This window comes from uncultured Stenotrophomonas sp., assembly GCF_963519925.1.
Taxonomy (GTDB): Bacteria; Pseudomonadota; Gammaproteobacteria; order Xanthomonadales; family Xanthomonadaceae; genus Stenotrophomonas; species Stenotrophomonas maltophilia_AE.
The window spans coordinates 1-14,693 of record NZ_CAUQPH010000096.1; the positions used below are offsets into that span (position 1 = coordinate 1).

15 protein-coding genes and 2 riboswitches are annotated in these 14,693 nt (G+C 67.1%); of the genes, 8 read left to right on the plus strand and 7 right to left on the minus strand.

Annotation, left to right across the window (positions count from 1 at the left end):
- The 3 genes from RWO33_RS14720 to RWO33_RS14730 all read right to left on the minus strand — a co-directional run.
- On the minus strand, positions 1 to 1,131 hold a 1,131-nt coding region (locus RWO33_RS14720; RefSeq protein ID WP_314105811.1), incomplete at its 3' end, for a protein-disulfide reductase DsbD domain-containing protein.
- The gene (gene cutA, locus RWO33_RS14725) at positions 1,128 to 1,466 is read right to left on the minus strand and encodes a divalent-cation tolerance protein CutA (protein WP_145479023.1); all 339 of its coding nucleotides are present in this window, start codon (positions 1,464 to 1,466) and stop codon (positions 1,128 to 1,130) included. The genes cutA and RWO33_RS14720, both read right to left, overlap by 4 nt.
- A gap of 146 nt (positions 1,467 to 1,612) precedes the next feature.
- Positions 1,613 to 3,415 carry an endonuclease gene (locus RWO33_RS14730; RefSeq protein ID WP_314105812.1) on the minus strand — a complete coding sequence of 601 codons (1,803 nt, stop codon included), beginning with the start codon at positions 3,413 to 3,415 and terminating at the stop codon, positions 1,613 to 1,615.
- A gap of 301 nt (positions 3,416 to 3,716) precedes the next feature.
- Between RWO33_RS14730 and RWO33_RS14735 the strand changes: the two genes are divergently transcribed.
- Positions 3,717 to 4,004 (plus strand): co-chaperone GroES, encoded by a 288-nt coding sequence (locus tag RWO33_RS14735; RefSeq protein ID WP_145479025.1) that lies wholly within the window; start codon positions 3,717 to 3,719, stop codon positions 4,002 to 4,004.
- Between the two features lie 96 nt (positions 4,005 to 4,100).
- Positions 4,101 to 5,747, plus strand: coding sequence for a chaperonin GroEL (groL, locus tag RWO33_RS14740; protein WP_145479026.1), 1,647 nt, complete (start codon positions 4,101 to 4,103; stop codon positions 5,745 to 5,747).
- Positions 5,748 to 5,831: 84 nt separating this feature from the next.
- Here the strand turns inward: groL and RWO33_RS14745 are convergent, their stop codons facing one another.
- Positions 5,832 to 6,995, minus strand: coding sequence for a serine hydrolase domain-containing protein (locus tag RWO33_RS14745; protein WP_314105813.1), 1,164 nt, complete (start codon positions 6,993 to 6,995; stop codon positions 5,832 to 5,834).
- Positions 6,996 to 7,297: 302 nt separating this feature from the next.
- Here RWO33_RS14745 and RWO33_RS14750 point away from each other — a divergent pair, with 302 nt between their 5' ends.
- The 3 genes from RWO33_RS14750 to RWO33_RS14760 all read left to right on the plus strand — a co-directional run bounded on the left by RWO33_RS14750 (position 7,298) and on the right by RWO33_RS14760 (position 9,310).
- Positions 7,298 to 8,371 (plus strand): 3-deoxy-7-phosphoheptulonate synthase, encoded by a 1,074-nt coding sequence (locus tag RWO33_RS14750; protein ID WP_314105814.1) that lies wholly within the window; start codon positions 7,298 to 7,300, stop codon positions 8,369 to 8,371.
- 179 nt (positions 8,372 to 8,550) lie between these two features.
- Positions 8,551 to 8,820 carry a DUF1778 domain-containing protein gene (locus RWO33_RS14755; protein WP_314105815.1) on the plus strand — a complete coding sequence of 90 codons (270 nt, stop codon included), beginning with the start codon at positions 8,551 to 8,553 and terminating at the stop codon, positions 8,818 to 8,820.
- Between the two features lie 4 nt (positions 8,821 to 8,824).
- Positions 8,825 to 9,310: a GNAT family N-acetyltransferase gene (locus RWO33_RS14760; protein ID WP_314105816.1), complete on the plus strand. Its 486-nt coding sequence runs from the start codon at positions 8,825 to 8,827 to the stop codon at positions 9,308 to 9,310.
- 15 nt (positions 9,311 to 9,325) lie between these two features.
- On the opposite strand, the gene RWO33_RS14765 is transcribed toward RWO33_RS14760, so the two are convergent.
- Positions 9,326 to 9,943, minus strand: coding sequence for a trimeric intracellular cation channel family protein (locus tag RWO33_RS14765; RefSeq protein ID WP_145479031.1), 618 nt, complete (start codon positions 9,941 to 9,943; stop codon positions 9,326 to 9,328).
- Between the two features lie 89 nt (positions 9,944 to 10,032).
- Positions 10,033 to 10,123, minus strand: a riboswitch (glycine riboswitch).
- Positions 10,124 to 10,143: 20 nt separating this feature from the next.
- Positions 10,144 to 10,226: riboswitch (glycine riboswitch) on the minus strand.
- A 44-nt stretch (positions 10,227 to 10,270) separates the two neighbouring features.
- Here RWO33_RS14765 and RWO33_RS14770 point away from each other — a divergent pair.
- A complete protein-coding gene (locus tag RWO33_RS14770; RefSeq protein WP_145479032.1) occupies positions 10,271 to 10,537 on the plus strand; it encodes a GIY-YIG nuclease family protein in 267 nt (88 codons plus the stop codon).
- A complete protein-coding gene (locus RWO33_RS14775; protein ID WP_145479033.1) occupies positions 10,534 to 10,851 on the plus strand; it encodes a hypothetical protein in 318 nt (105 codons plus the stop codon). The genes RWO33_RS14770 and RWO33_RS14775 overlap by 4 nt, the downstream gene beginning before the upstream one ends.
- Here the strand turns inward: RWO33_RS14775 and RWO33_RS14780 are convergent.
- Positions 10,824 to 12,134 carry an NAD(P)/FAD-dependent oxidoreductase gene (locus tag RWO33_RS14780; RefSeq protein ID WP_314105817.1) on the minus strand — a complete coding sequence of 437 codons (1,311 nt, stop codon included), beginning with the start codon at positions 12,132 to 12,134 and terminating at the stop codon, positions 10,824 to 10,826. The genes RWO33_RS14775 and RWO33_RS14780 overlap by 28 nt on opposite strands.
- Positions 12,135 to 12,283: 149 nt before the next feature.
- Here RWO33_RS14780 and RWO33_RS14785 point away from each other — a divergent pair, with 149 nt between their 5' ends.
- Entirely contained in the window at positions 12,284 to 12,904 is a 621-nt protein-coding gene (locus RWO33_RS14785; protein WP_145479035.1) for a glutathione S-transferase, read from the plus strand.
- 15 nt (positions 12,905 to 12,919) lie between these two features.
- Here the strand turns inward: RWO33_RS14785 and RWO33_RS14790 are convergent.
- The coding region (locus tag RWO33_RS14790) for a primosomal protein N' (RefSeq protein WP_314105818.1) at positions 12,920 to 14,693 on the minus strand (1,774 nt) is incomplete at its 5' end.

Genomic DNA, 14,693 nt, shown 5'->3' on the forward strand with positions numbered 1-14,693 from the left:
GGTGCGCTGCGCGTTGTCGCCGCTGGCGTCGGGCGCAGCGGCCTGCGCCGTGTCCATGCCCGGCTCGTTCGGGCGGATCAGCATCGGCTGGGTGGCGATACCCGAGGCGTCGCGCGCCTGCGCGCGCTTCTCGCGGGACACCAGCGGCGCGATCACGTCACTGCGCCGGGCTGCATCGTCGGCGCTCGCGTTGACCTTGCCGGCCGGCAGCGCCAGCTTCACCCGGCGGGTCATCGGCGGATAGCAGATGCCGTCGGTCTGGCAGCCCTGGAAGGTGATCACCAGCGTGGCATCGGTGGCATCGGCCACGCTGCGGCGCAATGGCAGTTTGACGTCGGTCTGGTCGAAGTACACCGACACATCGCCGAAGTGTTCATCCCGATGCGCCTTGGCCGTTGGCCAGCGCGGCGTGTCGGCACGAATGCCGGGCGCGCCTTCCAGCTTCAGCGAGGTGCGGTCGCGGTACAGGTAGTAGCCGCGCGCCGGGCTGAAGCGCAGCAGCAGCGTGTTGCCGTCGCCGACGATGGCCTCGAAGCCGAAGGCACGCTCGGACGGCAGCGGCAGCGAGGCCGTGTTGGCAGCGCCGGGGAGGCGCAGGCCGGCGCCGGCGTCTGCACCGGACAGCGGGGCGGTAAAGGGCGACGTCGCCGCGCCGCCGAAGGCGGGGGTGACCGCGCTGTCGCCGCGCGCACCGCCGCCGGGCAGTTTCACCTGCAGGCTGCGCTTCTGCGGGGGATAGCACACGCCCGCATCGGCGCAGCCCTGGTAACGGACCTCCAGGGTGACCGTACCGGCATCGTCGGCGGCCTTGCCGGGCAGTACCGCCACCAGGCGCTCGCGATAGGTTTCCACCTCGCCGAAGAAATCGTCGTGGTGCTTTTCGCCCGCCGGCATCTGCAGCGCCTGCGCGCTGAACGCAGCATCGGTCTTGACCGTGGTGCGGTGGCGATAGAGGTAATAGCCCGGTGCGATCTTCCAGCTGATCTGGAGGGTGTCGCGGTCGCGTGCCTGTGCGCTCAGGGCAAAGGCTTCATCCACCGGCAGCAGGTCTTTTTCGCTGACGGCAAGCGCCGGCAGGGACACCACGAACAGCGCGCACAGCGCGGCAAAGCGACCAGACAGCGTCATCAATCATTTTCCTCTCGGGTCTGGGCCCGAATCCAATCCAGGTAGGCCGGCAGGCCAGCGCGGGTTTCGACCGCGATGCACTCGGGGAGTTCATACGGGTGCAGCACCTGCACGCGGGCGATGGCCGCATCCAGGCGGCTGCCGGTGGTCTTGATCACCAGTTGGACCTCGTGGTCTTCGGTGACCTCGCCCTGCCAGCGATAGGTCGAGTGCGCCCCGTCCAGCCGCGTCACGCACGCGGCCAGGCGTTCTTCCACCAGCGCCTGCGCCAGCCGCGCGGCGGTGGCGGTGTCGGGGCAGGTGGTGAAAAGCATGAATACGGAATCGGGGGTCGACATGACCGCCGAGTATAGAGATCGCAGACTGTCGATGCCGGCCGGTTCCGATGGAAACCGGCCGGATGGCGCGAACCCCGGTGGCGCCGGCGGGTGGCCGGCGCCCCGGATGACCGTAGCCCCGGCCGTTGGCCGGACCCCGGGATCCCTCAGTTCGCCAACTCGCAGGTCGCCGGCTTGGCCGACGTGAACAGCGCCGGGGTGGCCCATTCCGGGTGGTCGATGAACGGATTGCGATTCCCCTGGAAGCTGAAAACCACCTCGTTCCGGGCCTTTTCGGCCGCACTCGGCGGGTCGGCCAGGTGCCAGTCGATCAGCGTGGAGAGCAGGCCCATGTAGGCCGGCGAGGACGAGGTCTTGACGATCCGGCTGCGGTCGTCGGTCAGCTCCAGATCCGGTTCGGACTGCCCGGTGGCCGCATCCTTGCCGCCCTCATAACGGATCGCCATGTACATCACCGCACGCGCCATGTCGCCCTTGCGCTGGCCCCACACTTCGAAGGTGCCGGTATTGCCGTCCGGGCTTCGTACCCAGTTCGAGTTGCCCGGGTACCCACCGCTGCCACCGCCCTGGCCGTTGTTGTTTTCCGTGGCGCGCTCGCCGCAGCTGGCGTCGCATTTCGCGAACGGCTTGTTGCCACGGTCGGCGTTCCACTGGGTGTCGGACAAATACAGCATGTGCGTATCGGTGTAGGGCGCATACGGCAGGCCCTTGTCGCCGGTGGTGCTGGCAAAGCCCAGCGAGTTCGGCCAGGTGTGCTCGCGGTTGTAGGTCAGGCCGCTGCCGGTGCCCGCGCGGTCGCTGACCTTGGCGTAGCTGCGGTTGCGGTAAGCGTCCAGGATCCTGCCGCTGTTGTTGGGATCCTCGTCGGCGATCTCCAGGATCGTCCAGGTGCTGGTGCCGGAGCCACTGTAGGGGTAGGCGGTGTGGCCCTTGATGGTGGCGTGCAGCGAGCAGCGCAGCTGGCTGGGGCTGGAGGTGTTCACCTTCGAGTAGTAACTCCCCGGGTCCGGATCGGGGCCCGGATCGCCGCCACCGGCGGCGGCCACGTTGAACGCGATGCGGGTGTCGGCGGCCGGACGGGCGCCCTGCGCGTCCTTGATCCTGGCTGCACGGATGTCGAACCGGCATGCCTCGCCGGCGACCAGCGCGGTGTGGGTGGACAGGGTGAAGGTGGTGCCGCTGCCGGCATGGGTCAGCGGAATGCTGCCGGACTGGCCGCAGCTGAGTACGAAGGCACCGCTGCTGGCGGTGACGTTCTCGCTGAAGGTCACCGCCAGGTCGGCCGCGGCCGGGAACGTGGTGGCGCCCTGCTCCGGGGTGGTGGTGCGCACCGAGGGCGGCGTGTTCGGACCGGTGCCGCCACCGCTGCCGCCACCGCTGCCGCTGAAGGTCTGGCCGTGGTTGCAGGCGCCGAAGGTCTGCGCGGCGGATGCGGCCCAGGTGAAGTGGGCGTACTGGCTGCCGCTGCCGGTGAGCTGCAGCGAGGTGCCCGGCGCGGTGCTGTTGGTTTCGCTGACCGGGATGTTCTGGCTGGTCAGTCCGGCGGCCGGGCCCGCGGCGGCGGTGACGGTGCCTTCGTAACTGATGAACTGGACCACCTTGCCGCTGCCATCGACCAGCGCGATGCCGTCGTTGGCGCCGTTCTGCAGGCCATTGGTGGGGTAGGTGACCGTGGCGATGCGCGCGCTGCCGCAGCCGGCCGCGGTGCCGGCCGGCACCGGGTTGCTGGCATACACCGTGGCGGCCGACGGCGTGCTGCCGTTGTACAGGTAGAGCATGTAGCCGGTGAGGTCTTCGCCGCCGGTGGCGACCACTTCGATCGCTTCGCCGACGTCCCCGGCCGGAGTGCTGTCGTCGTAGTGCAGTTCATTGATGAATACGTCGGCCCGGGCCGGGCTGACCGCCAGCGCCAGCAGGCACCCCAGGGACAGTGGTGTGAGCAACCGCATCTACGTCTCCTTGTGATTGGGTTTTGCCGAGCGAATCTAGCTAATCCATATGACACATCTATCGATATGTCCGGTTGGACACGCCACACTGGGACGTGCGTCAAGATTTTGGCCAAAGACGCCGCCGTTACCCGGCATGCACGGGAATTTCCGCTTGCCCCCTTGAAAGGGCGGGGCAGGCCACCATCTCTGCCCTGTCCCGCACTGCGGGTTTTTTCGCGAGCGATGCTGGCAGTCACCCTGCGTGAGTGCTAACATCGCCGGACTTTTTCAGACCAATCAATAACTTAAGAGGTCCCGCATGAGCATCAAGCCGCTTCACGACCGCGTTGTGGTCAAGCCGATCGAAGCCGACGAAATTTCCGCCGGCGGCATCGTCATTCCGGACTCGGCCAAGGAAAAGTCGACCAAGGGTGAAGTCGTGGCCGTGGGCCCGGGCAAGCCGCTGGACAACGGCAACGTGCGCCAGCCGTCGCTGAAGGTCGGTGACAAGGTCATCTACGGCCAGTACGCCGGCAGCAGCTACAAGAGCGAAGGCGTGGAATACAAGGTCCTGCGCGAAGACGACATCCTCGCCATCATCGGCTGAGACGGCGTCGCTCGTTCAGCCGGGCCCGGCCCGGCTCTACCCATCCCCTATTGATTCAGCCACGCATGGCGTGGCTCTACAGAAAAGGTAATCGCAATGGCTGCCAAGGAAATTCGTTTCGGTGAAGACGCCCGTTCGCGCATGGTGCGCGGCGTCAACGTTCTCGCCAATGCCGTCAAGGCCACCCTGGGCCCGAAGGGCCGCAATGTCGTGCTCGAGAAGAGCTTCGGCGCCCCGACCATCACCAAGGACGGCGTGTCCGTCGCCAAGGAAATCGAACTGTCCGACAAGTTCGAGAACATGGGCGCGCAGATGGTGAAGGAAGTCGCCTCGCGTACCAACGACGACGCCGGCGACGGCACCACCACCGCCACCGTGCTGGCCCAGGCCCTGATCCGCGAAGGCGCCAAGGCCGTCGCCGCCGGCATGAACCCGATGGACCTCAAGCGCGGTATCGACAAGGCCGTCGTGGCCGCCGTCGCCGAGCTGAAGAACATCTCCAAGCCCACCGCTGACGACAAGGCCATTGCCCAGGTCGGCACGATCTCGGCCAACTCGGACGAGTCGATCGGCAACATCATCGCCGAAGCGATGAAGGAAGTCGGCAAGGAAGGCGTGATCACCGTTGAAGAAGGCTCGGGCCTGGAAAACGAGCTGGACGTGGTCAAGGGCATGCAGTTCGACCGCGGCTACCTGTCCCCGTACTTCATCAACAACCAGCAGTCGCAGACCGCCGACCTGGATGACCCGTACATCCTCCTGCACGACAAGAAGATCTCCAACGTGCGCGACCTGCTGCCGGTGCTGGAAGGCGTCGCCAAGGCCGGCAAGCCGCTGCTGATCGTGGCCGAGGAAGTCGAAGGCGAAGCGCTTGCCACCCTGGTGGTCAACACCATCCGTGGCATCGTCAAGGTCGTGGCCGTCAAGGCCCCGGGCTTCGGCGACCGTCGCAAGGCGATGCTGGAAGACATGGCCGTGCTGACCGGTGGCACCGTGATCTCCGAAGAGATCGGTCTGTCGCTGGAGAAGGCCACCATCAACGACCTGGGCCGCGCCAAGAAGGTGCAGGTTTCCAAGGAAAACACCACGATCATCGACGGCCTGGGCGACAAGGCAGCCGTGGAATCGCGCGTGGCCCGCATCAAGACCCAGATCGAAGACACCTCGTCCGACTACGACCGTGAAAAGCTGCAGGAACGCGTGGCCAAGCTGGCCGGCGGTGTGGCCGTGATCAAGGTCGGTGCCTCGACCGAAATCGAAATGAAGGAAAAGAAGGACCGCGTCGACGACGCCCTGCACGCTACCCGTGCAGCGGTCGAAGAAGGCGTGGTGCCGGGCGGCGGCGTTGCCCTGGTCCGTGCGGTCACCGCGCTGGCTGGCCTGAAGGGCGCCAACGAAGACCAGAACCACGGCATCCAGATCGCCCTGCGCGCGATGGAAGCGCCGCTGCGTGAAATCGTCGCCAATGCCGGCGAAGAGCCGTCCGTGATCGTGAACAAGGTCAAGGAAGGCACCGGCAGCTACGGCTACAACGCCGCCAACGGCGAGTTCGGCGACATGCTCGAGTTCGGCATCCTGGACCCGACCAAGGTGACCCGTTCGGCCCTGCAGAATGCGGCGTCCATCGCCGGCCTGATGATCACCACCGAAGCGATGGTGGCTGAAGCGCCGAAGAAGGACGAGCCGGCCATGGGCGGCGGCGGCATGGGCGGCATGGGTGGCATGGGCGGCATGGACTTCTAAGGTCCCCGCACACGCGACATCCTGTCGTGCTGTACATGAAGACCCCGCCGCAAGGCGGGGTTTTCTTTTGTCCGCTTGACGCCGCTACCGGACGAAGGTCTTGTTGCCGTATTCCCAGGTCCACGGCGCGCCGGTGTCGCCGAGCACGAAGCGCACCAGTGCCGGGAACGCCGCTTCCGCACGTACGTCGTTGCCCAGGATCACCACGCAGCGCTGGCCGCGTTCCACGCAGACCAGGGTGTTGCCCACCGCATCGTCGTGCCCGCCCTTGTAGAACGCGTGGCCCTGCGGCCCATCGAAGACCACCACTCCCAGGCCCGCGGCCAGGTCCGCGCGACGCCGCGACGGTGGCAGTTCATCCTGCAGCGTAGGGAACTGCGAGGCTGTGGTGATCGGCCACTGCGCGCGCACCAGCTCACGTCGCGATGCAGGCGAAAGGCCTTCACCGCTCACCAGCGCGGCGGCAAGCCGCGCGATATCGGTGATGGTGGTGTCCATCGAACCCGCCGCCCGCACACGGCTGCGTTCGTCATGCGGTTCGGTGCTGCCGTCCTGGGTCCAGCCGTCGGCGAGGTTGCCGGCGAAGTCCGCGCGCCAGGTCATGCTGGTACGGGTCATGCCGAGGCGATCAAACACCCGCCGCTGCATTTCCCTGCCCACGTCCAGGCCTACGCCTTGTTCGAGCACGAACTGAAGCAGGATCAGCCCTTCCCCGGAATACGCATATCGCGTGCCCGGGTCGAAATGCAGCCGCAGTTTTCCCTCCGGTTCAAGAAAGGCGAAGTTGGAGAAGCCGCTGCGATGGCTGAGCAGCATGCGTGGGGTGATCTGCTGCCAGCGCGGGTCGTCCTTCAGGTCGGGCCAGGGCGCGTAGCGCTTGTCGGCCGGATAATCCGGCAGTGGACGGTCCAGGTAGGCAGCGATGGGGCGATCCAGGTCCACGATGCCGTCGTCCACCAGCTGCAGCACCATGTAGGCAAACGCCGCCTTGGTCAGCGACGCGGCGTACATGATGGTGTCTGGCTGCAGCGGCTCGCCGGCCGCATTGCGTTTGCCGGCCACGTGCACCTGCGCGACCTTGCCGTCATCAATCACGGCCAACGCCAGCCCCTGGGCGTGGGTTGCCCGCATCAGACGCTGCATCTGCGCATCCACCTCGGGCGGGGACGGCAGCGCGTGGGGTGGGGCGGCGGCCAGCGCAGCGGACGCGGGCATCAACAGGGAGAACATCAGGACGAACGGGCGCATGCACGGCACTCCTCCGGGTCTCAGCCCCAATCGTACCGTCGGGCCTGCAGCCCTGAACACTGCACCCCAGTTGCGAATGAAACATTTGGCACTCCCAGACCCCTGTGCTATCAATAGTCCCCAATGAACGCACGCCACGCCAATTCCTACTTTTGGTATTACTTTCCGAAGCCACCGGCGGAGGAAGGCATGCGCTCACCCTGAAGAAACCTTCAGACGCATTCCCGAAAGCCGCCAGCGCACCTGGCGGCTTTTTTGTTGCCGCCGCGCTGGGGACCCCCATCTCAAAGGAGATTTCCCCCATGCCCCCCCACACCGACGACCTGCGCATCCGCAAGATCGAACCGTTGACCCCGCCAGCGCAGCTGTTGGCGATGCTGCCCTGCGACGATGAAGCGTCCGCCACGGTCACCGCCTCGCGTGCAGCACTGCACGAGATCCTGCATGGTCGCGACGACCGCCTGGCGGTGGTGATCGGGCCGTGCTCGATCCATGACCCGGTGGCCGCGATCGAATACGCGCAGCGCCTGAAACCGCTGCGCGACGCTTACGCCGGCGAGCTTGAGATCATCATGCGCGTCTACTTCGAAAAGCCGCGCACCACGGTGGGCTGGAAGGGGCTGATCAACGACCCGGACCTGGACGGCAGCTTCCAGATCAACAAGGGCCTGCGCATCGCCCGCGGCCTGCTGCGCGACATCAACAAGCTTGGCCTGCCGGCCGGCGTGGAGTTCCTGGACGTGATCTCGCCGCAGTACATCGCGGACCTCGTCGCCTGGGGCGCGATTGGTGCGCGCACCACCGAAAGCCAGGTGCACCGCGAGCTGGCATCCGGGCTGTCGTGCCCGGTCGGGTTCAAGAACGGCACCGACGGCAACATCAAGATCGCCGCCGATGCGGTGGGCGCGGCGTCCAACCCGCACCACTTCCTGTCGGTGACCAAGCAGGGCGACACGGCGATCGTCGCCACCGCCGGCAACCCGGACTGCCACGTCATCCTGCGCGGAGGCAAGGTACCCAACTTCGACGCGCCCAGCGTGGATGCGGCCAGCCAGACCCTGGCCAAGGCGAAACTGCCCGCGCGGTTGATGATCGACGCCAGCCACGCCAACAGCAGCAAGAACCCCGAAAACCAGCCCCTGGTGATCGCCGACATCAACGCGCAGCTGGTGGCGGGTGAAGAGCGGATCGTGGGGGTGATGGTGGAAAGCCACCTCGTTGCCGGCCGCCAGGACCTGGTGGAAGGCCAGCCGCTGGTCTACGGGCAGAGCATCACCGATGGCTGCATCGGCTGGGACAGTTCGCTCGCCGTGCTCGAGTCGCTGGCCGAGGCGGTGCGTGCGCGGCGCGCGCGTCGTGTGGCGGAACCAGCCTGAGGCGCGGGGCCGGCCGCACGCCGGCCCAGCGACAGGCACTGTCTAAGGTATTCTCGAACTTATTCAAAGAAATCAATTGGATACCTTGACTGTCGCGCGCCAGACTTCACTCCTTCCTTGAATCCGGCCGGATTGTATGTACAATGTATGCACAAGCCACTACTGTGCGAGTGCTTCCCATGGGAACCGCCAGCAAAGTCATCAATTTCAGAGCGCCGGCCGACAAGCAGGCCCTGATCGATCGCGCCGTGGAGATCAGCGGGGTCAACCGCACTGAATTCATCCTCGATGCGGCATGCGACAAGGCCCGCGAAGTGCTGGCGGACCAGACCCGGTTCGCGCTGGACGCAGAGCAGTTGCAGCGCTTCAACGCGCTGCTGGATTCACCGCTGGAAGAAAACGCAGCGCTGCGCCGCCTGTTGAGCACGCCCGCACCCTGGGAGCGGTAAGTCCTTGCGTCTTTCCGCGCCCGTTCCCCTGCACGCCGGTCTGTCGGTCGATGACTTCCGCTGCAGCGCGCCGGCCCTGGAAAAATGGTTGCGTGAGCGCGCGCATGCCAACCAGGCATCCGGCGCATCACGATGCTTCGTCGCCTGCGACGAGCACCATCGCGTGATCGGCTACTACGCGCTGTCAGCCGGTTCGATGTCGCATGACGCGGCCCCCGGCCGACTTCGCCGCAACATGCCCGATCCCATCCCGGTCATCGTCCTGGGGCGTCTGGCGGTGCATGCGGACTGGACGGCACAAGGCATCGGCGAGGGATTGCTGAAGGACGCGGTGCTGCGCGCCTTGCAGGCGTGCGACCAGGTCGGGGCGCGTGCATTGCTGTGCCACGCCATCGACGCATCGGCGAGGACGTTCTACCTGAAACATGGGTTCGTCGTTTCGCCTGCCCATCCCATGACGGTGATGCTGCCCCTGTCGATGGGCAGTTGAGCCTGCGGCGGTGCCTCAATGCACCTCGTCGCGATACACGAACTTCGGCATCTCCCACTTGAAGTGGATCGCCAGCAGACGGAACGCGAAGCCACCACCGAGACACCACAGCGTGGCCGCGTTGAGCGACATGCCCAGTTCGAGCAGGCCCAGCCACGCCGCGCCGGTGAGGAGGGTGATCACCGCATAGAGTTCCTTCTGGAAGATCAGCGGCACTTCGTTGCACAGCACGTCACGCAGGACGCCGCCGAACGCACCGGTGAGCATGCCGGCGATCAGCACGATCGGCACCGAATGCCCACCGTCGCGCGCTACCGCACAGCCGATCAGGGTGAAGCAGATCAGGCCCAGGCCATCGAGCACCAGGAAGGTACGGCGGAAATGGTGCATCCAACGCGCCACCCACGTAGCGATCAGCGCCGCGCAGATGGTGAAGCCCAGGTACTCGGGGTGCTTCACCCAGCCCAGCGGGTAGTGGCCCAGCACGATGTCGCGCAGCGAGCCGCCGCCCAGCGCGGTCACGCAGGCGATGATGACCACGCCGAACAGGTCCATGCGCCGCCGCCCGGCGGACAGGGCGCCGGTCATGGCTTCGGCGGAAATGGCGATCAGGTAGATGATGGACAGCAGCATGCGGCAGCTCCGGGTGGGGCAGGCTGGGACGGAAACGCGCACGCACCGCGGCAGCGCCGCAGCACTGTCGTGGGGTGGGAATCCGTTGCCGCTCCCGCTGTCCTTTTGCCTGAGAGTTCGGTGGCCAGGCCACGTGCCCCTTCGGCGGGTCATTGAAGACCTCTCTCCAGATCGGCGTGTTGGATGCATGGTTGGTGGGCTATCGGACCACCGGCCTGAGCGATTATGGGAGCCTGCGCCTTCGGCGGGCGCCAGCGCGGCGCCTCTCTCCTGCATCCGGGGCCGATTCTAGCAGCCGCCAGCACCGACCCGGTGGATAATGCCGGTATGCCCGCTGAACCCACCCCCTGGTTTGTATACCTGCTCGAATGCCGCAACGGCAGCTATTACGCCGGCATAAGCAATGACGTGGAGGCCCGTTTCCAGGCCCATCTGTGCGGCAAGGGCGCGCGCTACACCCGCGCCAACCCGCCGGTGAAACTGTTGGCCATGCGCGCTTATCCCGACCGCTCGGCAGCCTCCAGGGCCGAATGCGAGCTCAAACGCCAGCCGCGCGCACGCAAGCTGGCCTGGCTGCAGCAACCCCTCCCATGACCGACATCGACCGGGCCAAGGCGCGCGCAATGATCGGCAAGACGGTCCTCGCCGGCATCACTTACCTCGACGTCGACGGAAACGCACTGGAACATCGCCAGATGGCGGGCGACGTACTACGCATCAATGCCGAGGAAGGCGTGGTACTGGCCAGCGCTGTCGACGGCGAGGAACTCTTCCTGCCACCGACACTGGACCACTACGCTGCGGCGGCACCGGGCGACTACACCTTGCGCTCGATCGCGCTGACCATCAGCGACCCGGATTTCCTGTGCACGTGGGACGTTCACCTCGCTCCCGGCAACGATCCCTGATCGGACGGCTTCGGCCGCCGGTCCTCCCGGTCGTCGCCAAAGATGATCCGCGCGCTGCGCTGGTAGCTCCAGTACGCCACCGCCCAGTTGAGCAGCACCACGATGCGGTTGCGGAAGCCGATCAGGAAGAACACGTGCGCGGCCAGCCAGAACCACCAGGCCAGCACGCCCGACAACTGCAGGCGCCCCAAATGCACGATGGCAGCCATGCGCCCGATCGTGGCCAGGTTGCCGAAGTCCTGGTACCTGAAAGGTCCGGGCGCGGGCTTGCCGTCCAGGCGCGCGCGGATGATCGTGGCCACGTGTTTGCCCATCTGCTTGGCGGCCGGGGCCACGCCCGGGACCGGCTTGACGTCGGCCTGGCTGATCGCGGCAAGATCGCCCGCAACGAAGATCTCGGGATGGTCGGCCAGCGTGAGGTCCGACTGCACCGGCACACGTCCAGCGCGGTCCAGCGGTACCTCCAGGGTGCGCGCCAGCGGCGATGCCGCCACGCCCGCTGCCCACACCACGGTGCGTGCCGGAACGAACTGCTCTCCCAGCTGGAAACCCTCGCTGTCGATGTCGCTCACCGCCGTGCCGGTCAGCACCTCGACACCCAGCTTCTCCAACTGTCGCCGCGCCTTCAACGACAGCACTTCGGGGAAGCTGGACAACACCCGCGGACCTGCCTCCACCAGCCGCACCTTGGCGCTGGCCGGATCGATGTGCCGGAACTCGTTGCGCAGTGTGTGCCGCGCGATCTCGGCCAGCGTCCCGGCCAGTTCCACGCCGGTGGGGCCGCCACCGACCACCGCGAAGCTGAGCCAGGCCGCCTTGCGCGCCGGATCCGGTTCGGCCTCGGCGCGCTCGAACGCCAGCAGCAGCTTGCGGCGCAGTGCGATGGCGTCATCGAGGGTCTTCAGGCCGGGCGCGTCGGCGGCCCATTCGTCGTGCCCGAAATAGGCATGGGTGGCGCCGGTGCACAGCATCAGCATGTCGTAGCCGAGCTGGCTGCCGTCGGCCAGGGTGATCTGGCGACGTGCCTTGTCGATGGACATCACCTCGCCCAACCGCACTTCGACGTTGCGCTGGTCGCCAAGGATGTGGCGCAGCGGTGCGGCGATATCGGGTGCGGACAGGCCGGCGGTGGCCACCTGGTACAGCAGCGGCTGGAACAGATGGTGGTTGCGACGGTCCACCAGGGTGATGCGCAGGCGCGCGCCGGCGAGCGCGCGGGTGGCCCAGAGGCCGGCGAAACCACCACCGATGACGACCAGGTGGGGCAGGGGATCGCGGGTCATGCACGGACTCCTTGGCAAGCGACGACGGGCATCGTCGCACGTACCGCAGCATGCGCACGTGTACGCCGGCGGCGGGGTTCAGCAGCGGTCTCACCTGCCGTGCCGATCGGCGTATCGTAGCGGCGCACTTCAATGATCAGGAAACCAACATGCTGAAGATCTGGGGCCGGCAAAATTCCAGCAACGTGCGCAAGGTGTTGTGGTGCGCCGAGGAAATCGGCCTGGCGTACGCGTCCATCGAGGTCGGCGGGCCGTTCGGTGGTACGCAGTCGGCCGAATACGTGGCGATGAATCCCAACGGCCTGGTGCCGGTGATCGAAGACCAGGGCCTGCCGCTGTGGGAGTCCAACACCATCGTGCGTTACCTCTGCGCGCGTTACGCGCTGGGCACGCTGTACCCGGAAGACGCGATGGCGCGTGCCCAGGCCGAGAAGTGGATGGACTGGAGCACCTCGCGGATGGCGCCGCTGTACAGCGAGTTGATCTGGGGCATCATGCGAACCGCTCCGGCCAACCGCGACGAAACCCGCATCAACGCCGCCGTGGTGCGTGCCGGGGAGCTGCTGGCGATGGCCGATGCCACGCTGGCGCAGCAGCCCTGGTTGTCCGGCGATCGGTTCGCCATGGGCGACATTCCGCTGGGCGCGCTGGTCTACGCGTGGTTCGAGCTGCCGATCCAGCGCCCGTCGCTGCCGCACCTGGAAGCGTGGTACCAGCGCCTGCAGCAGCGCCCGGCATACGCCAAAGCGGTGATGACGCCGTTGACCTGACCGGCCCTCCAGATCTCAATACAGGTCAGTGGGATCGACGTCCAATGACCAGCGCACCTTGCGCGCCTGTGGCAGCGCGTAAACCTGCGGCATGATCTGGTCGAGCAGCGCATGCAGCGGTCGCCTTGACGGCGCCGACAGCAGCAGCTGGGTGCGCTGGTAGCCCGCGCGACGCGGCATCGGCGCCGGCATCGGGCCGAACCGCTCCACCGGGCAGTCGTGCGCAATGAGGTCGCGCACGCCGCTGAGCATGGCGTTGGCATGTTCCACCTGCTGCGCTTCGGCGCGCAGCAGGGCCAGGTGGGCGAAGGGCGGGAAACCTGCCGCTTCGCGTTGCTGCAGTTCGGCGTCGGCGAAGGCGTGGTAACCGCCGTTGACCAGGGTTTCCAGCAACGGGTGGCCGGGGTGGTGGGTCTGCAGCCAGACCTCGCCGGCGTCGGCGGCGCGCCCGGCCCGACCGGCCACCTGGATCAGCTGCTGGGCCAGTTTCTCGCTGGCGCGGAAATCGGCCGAGAACAGTCCTTCGTCGATGCCCACCACCACCACCAGGGTCAGCTTGGGCAGGTCGTGGCCCTTGGCCAGGATCTGGGTGCCGACCAGGATGCCGGGGCGATCGCCCAGAGTGGCCAGCTGGGTTTCGAGTGCATCGCGGCGGTTGGTGGTGCCCCGGTCGATGCGGATCACCGGGTGGTCGGCAAAGGCGTCCACCAGATGTTCTTCCAGCCGTTCGGTGCCGATGCCCTGCGGTTGCAGCGCCAGGCTGCCGCAGTCCGGGCATGCCAGTGGCGCCGGCTGGCGCGCGCCGCAATGGTGGCACTGCAGGCGACGCCCGCCGGCGTGGACCGTCATCGGCGCATCGCAGCGCCTGCACGGTGCGGTCCAGCCGCAGTCGTGGCAGAGCAGCACCGGCGCATAACCGCGGCGATTCTTGAACACCAGCACCTGGTTCCCGGCCTGCAGGTGGTCGGCGATGCCCTGCATCACCTCCGGCGACAGGCCGTCCTTCAGCGGCCGCTTGCGCACATCCAGCACCCGCACGATGGGCGGGCGCGCTTCGCCGGCACGCTGCTTCAGGCGCAGGTGGGTGTAGCGACCGGCCTGGGCGTTGTGCAGCGATTCCAGCGACGGCGTGGCGCTGCCCAGCACCACCGGGATGCCCAGCGCCTTGGCCCGCACCAGGGCGAAATCACGGGCGTGGTAGCGGATGCCGTCCTGCTGCTTGTAGCTGCCGTCGTGCTCTTCATCGACCACGATCAACCCGGCATTGGGCAGCGGAGTGAATACCGCCGAGCGGGTACCGACGATCACCTGGGCCTCGCCGCGGGCGGCCGCTGCCCACACCCGCGCGCGTTCGTTGTCGTTCAATCCCGAATGCAGCACGTGCACGGCAATGCCCAGGCGGCTGCGGAAGCGGGCCAGGGTCTGCGGGGTGAGCCCGATCTCCGGAACCATGACCAGCGCCTGGCGGCCGCGCGCCAGGCAGGCCACGATCGCCTGCAGGTAGACCTCGGTCTTGCCGCTGCCGGTGACGCCATCGAGCAGGAAGGCGCCGAAGCCTTCCGCGGTGGCGATCGCGGCAATCGCGCTGGCCTGTTCCGCGTTCGGGGTGGGGCCGGGTCGGAGACTGGGCAATGCGGGCTCGTGCGCAAGCGCGACACGCTCGGCCAGTCCGCGTTTGCCGAGCGCGCGTGCGGCGCTGCGCCAGCCCTCGAATGCTTCGTCCAGCAGATCCTCGTCGACGCTGCCGTCGCCCAGCAGCTCGGCCAGGCGGCGCGGGCGGGTACCGCTG

What these genes read in the sequence shown, in the direction of transcription:
- RWO33_RS14770 (WP_145479032.1), top strand. Translation starts at nt 10,271, where the DNA reads ATGCCCGCTGAACCCACCCCCTGGTTTGTATACCTGCTCGAATGCCGC.
- RWO33_RS14775 (WP_145479033.1), top strand. Translation starts at nt 10,534, where the DNA reads ATGACCGACATCGACCGGGCCAAGGCGCGCGCAATGATCGGCAAGACG.
- RWO33_RS14780 (WP_314105817.1), bottom strand. Translation starts at nt 12,134, where the DNA reads ATGACCCGCGATCCCCTGCCCCACCTGGTCGTCATCGGTGGTGGTTTC.
- RWO33_RS14730 (WP_314105812.1), bottom strand. Translation starts at nt 3,415, where the DNA reads ATGCGGTTGCTCACACCACTGTCCCTGGGGTGCCTGCTGGCGCTGGCG.
- RWO33_RS14735 (WP_145479025.1), top strand. Translation starts at nt 3,717, where the DNA reads ATGAGCATCAAGCCGCTTCACGACCGCGTTGTGGTCAAGCCGATCGAA.
- RWO33_RS14765 (WP_145479031.1), bottom strand. Translation starts at nt 9,943, where the DNA reads ATGCTGCTGTCCATCATCTACCTGATCGCCATTTCCGCCGAAGCCATG.
- cutA (WP_145479023.1), bottom strand. Translation starts at nt 1,466, where the DNA reads ATGTCGACCCCCGATTCCGTATTCATGCTTTTCACCACCTGCCCCGAC.
- RWO33_RS14745 (WP_314105813.1), bottom strand. Translation starts at nt 6,995, where the DNA reads ATGCGCCCGTTCGTCCTGATGTTCTCCCTGTTGATGCCCGCGTCCGCT.
- RWO33_RS14750 (WP_314105814.1), top strand. Translation starts at nt 7,298, where the DNA reads ATGCCCCCCCACACCGACGACCTGCGCATCCGCAAGATCGAACCGTTG.
- groL (WP_145479026.1), top strand. Translation starts at nt 4,101, where the DNA reads ATGGCTGCCAAGGAAATTCGTTTCGGTGAAGACGCCCGTTCGCGCATG.
- RWO33_RS14785 (WP_145479035.1), top strand. Translation starts at nt 12,284, where the DNA reads ATGCTGAAGATCTGGGGCCGGCAAAATTCCAGCAACGTGCGCAAGGTG.
- RWO33_RS14755 (WP_314105815.1), top strand. Translation starts at nt 8,551, where the DNA reads ATGGGAACCGCCAGCAAAGTCATCAATTTCAGAGCGCCGGCCGACAAG.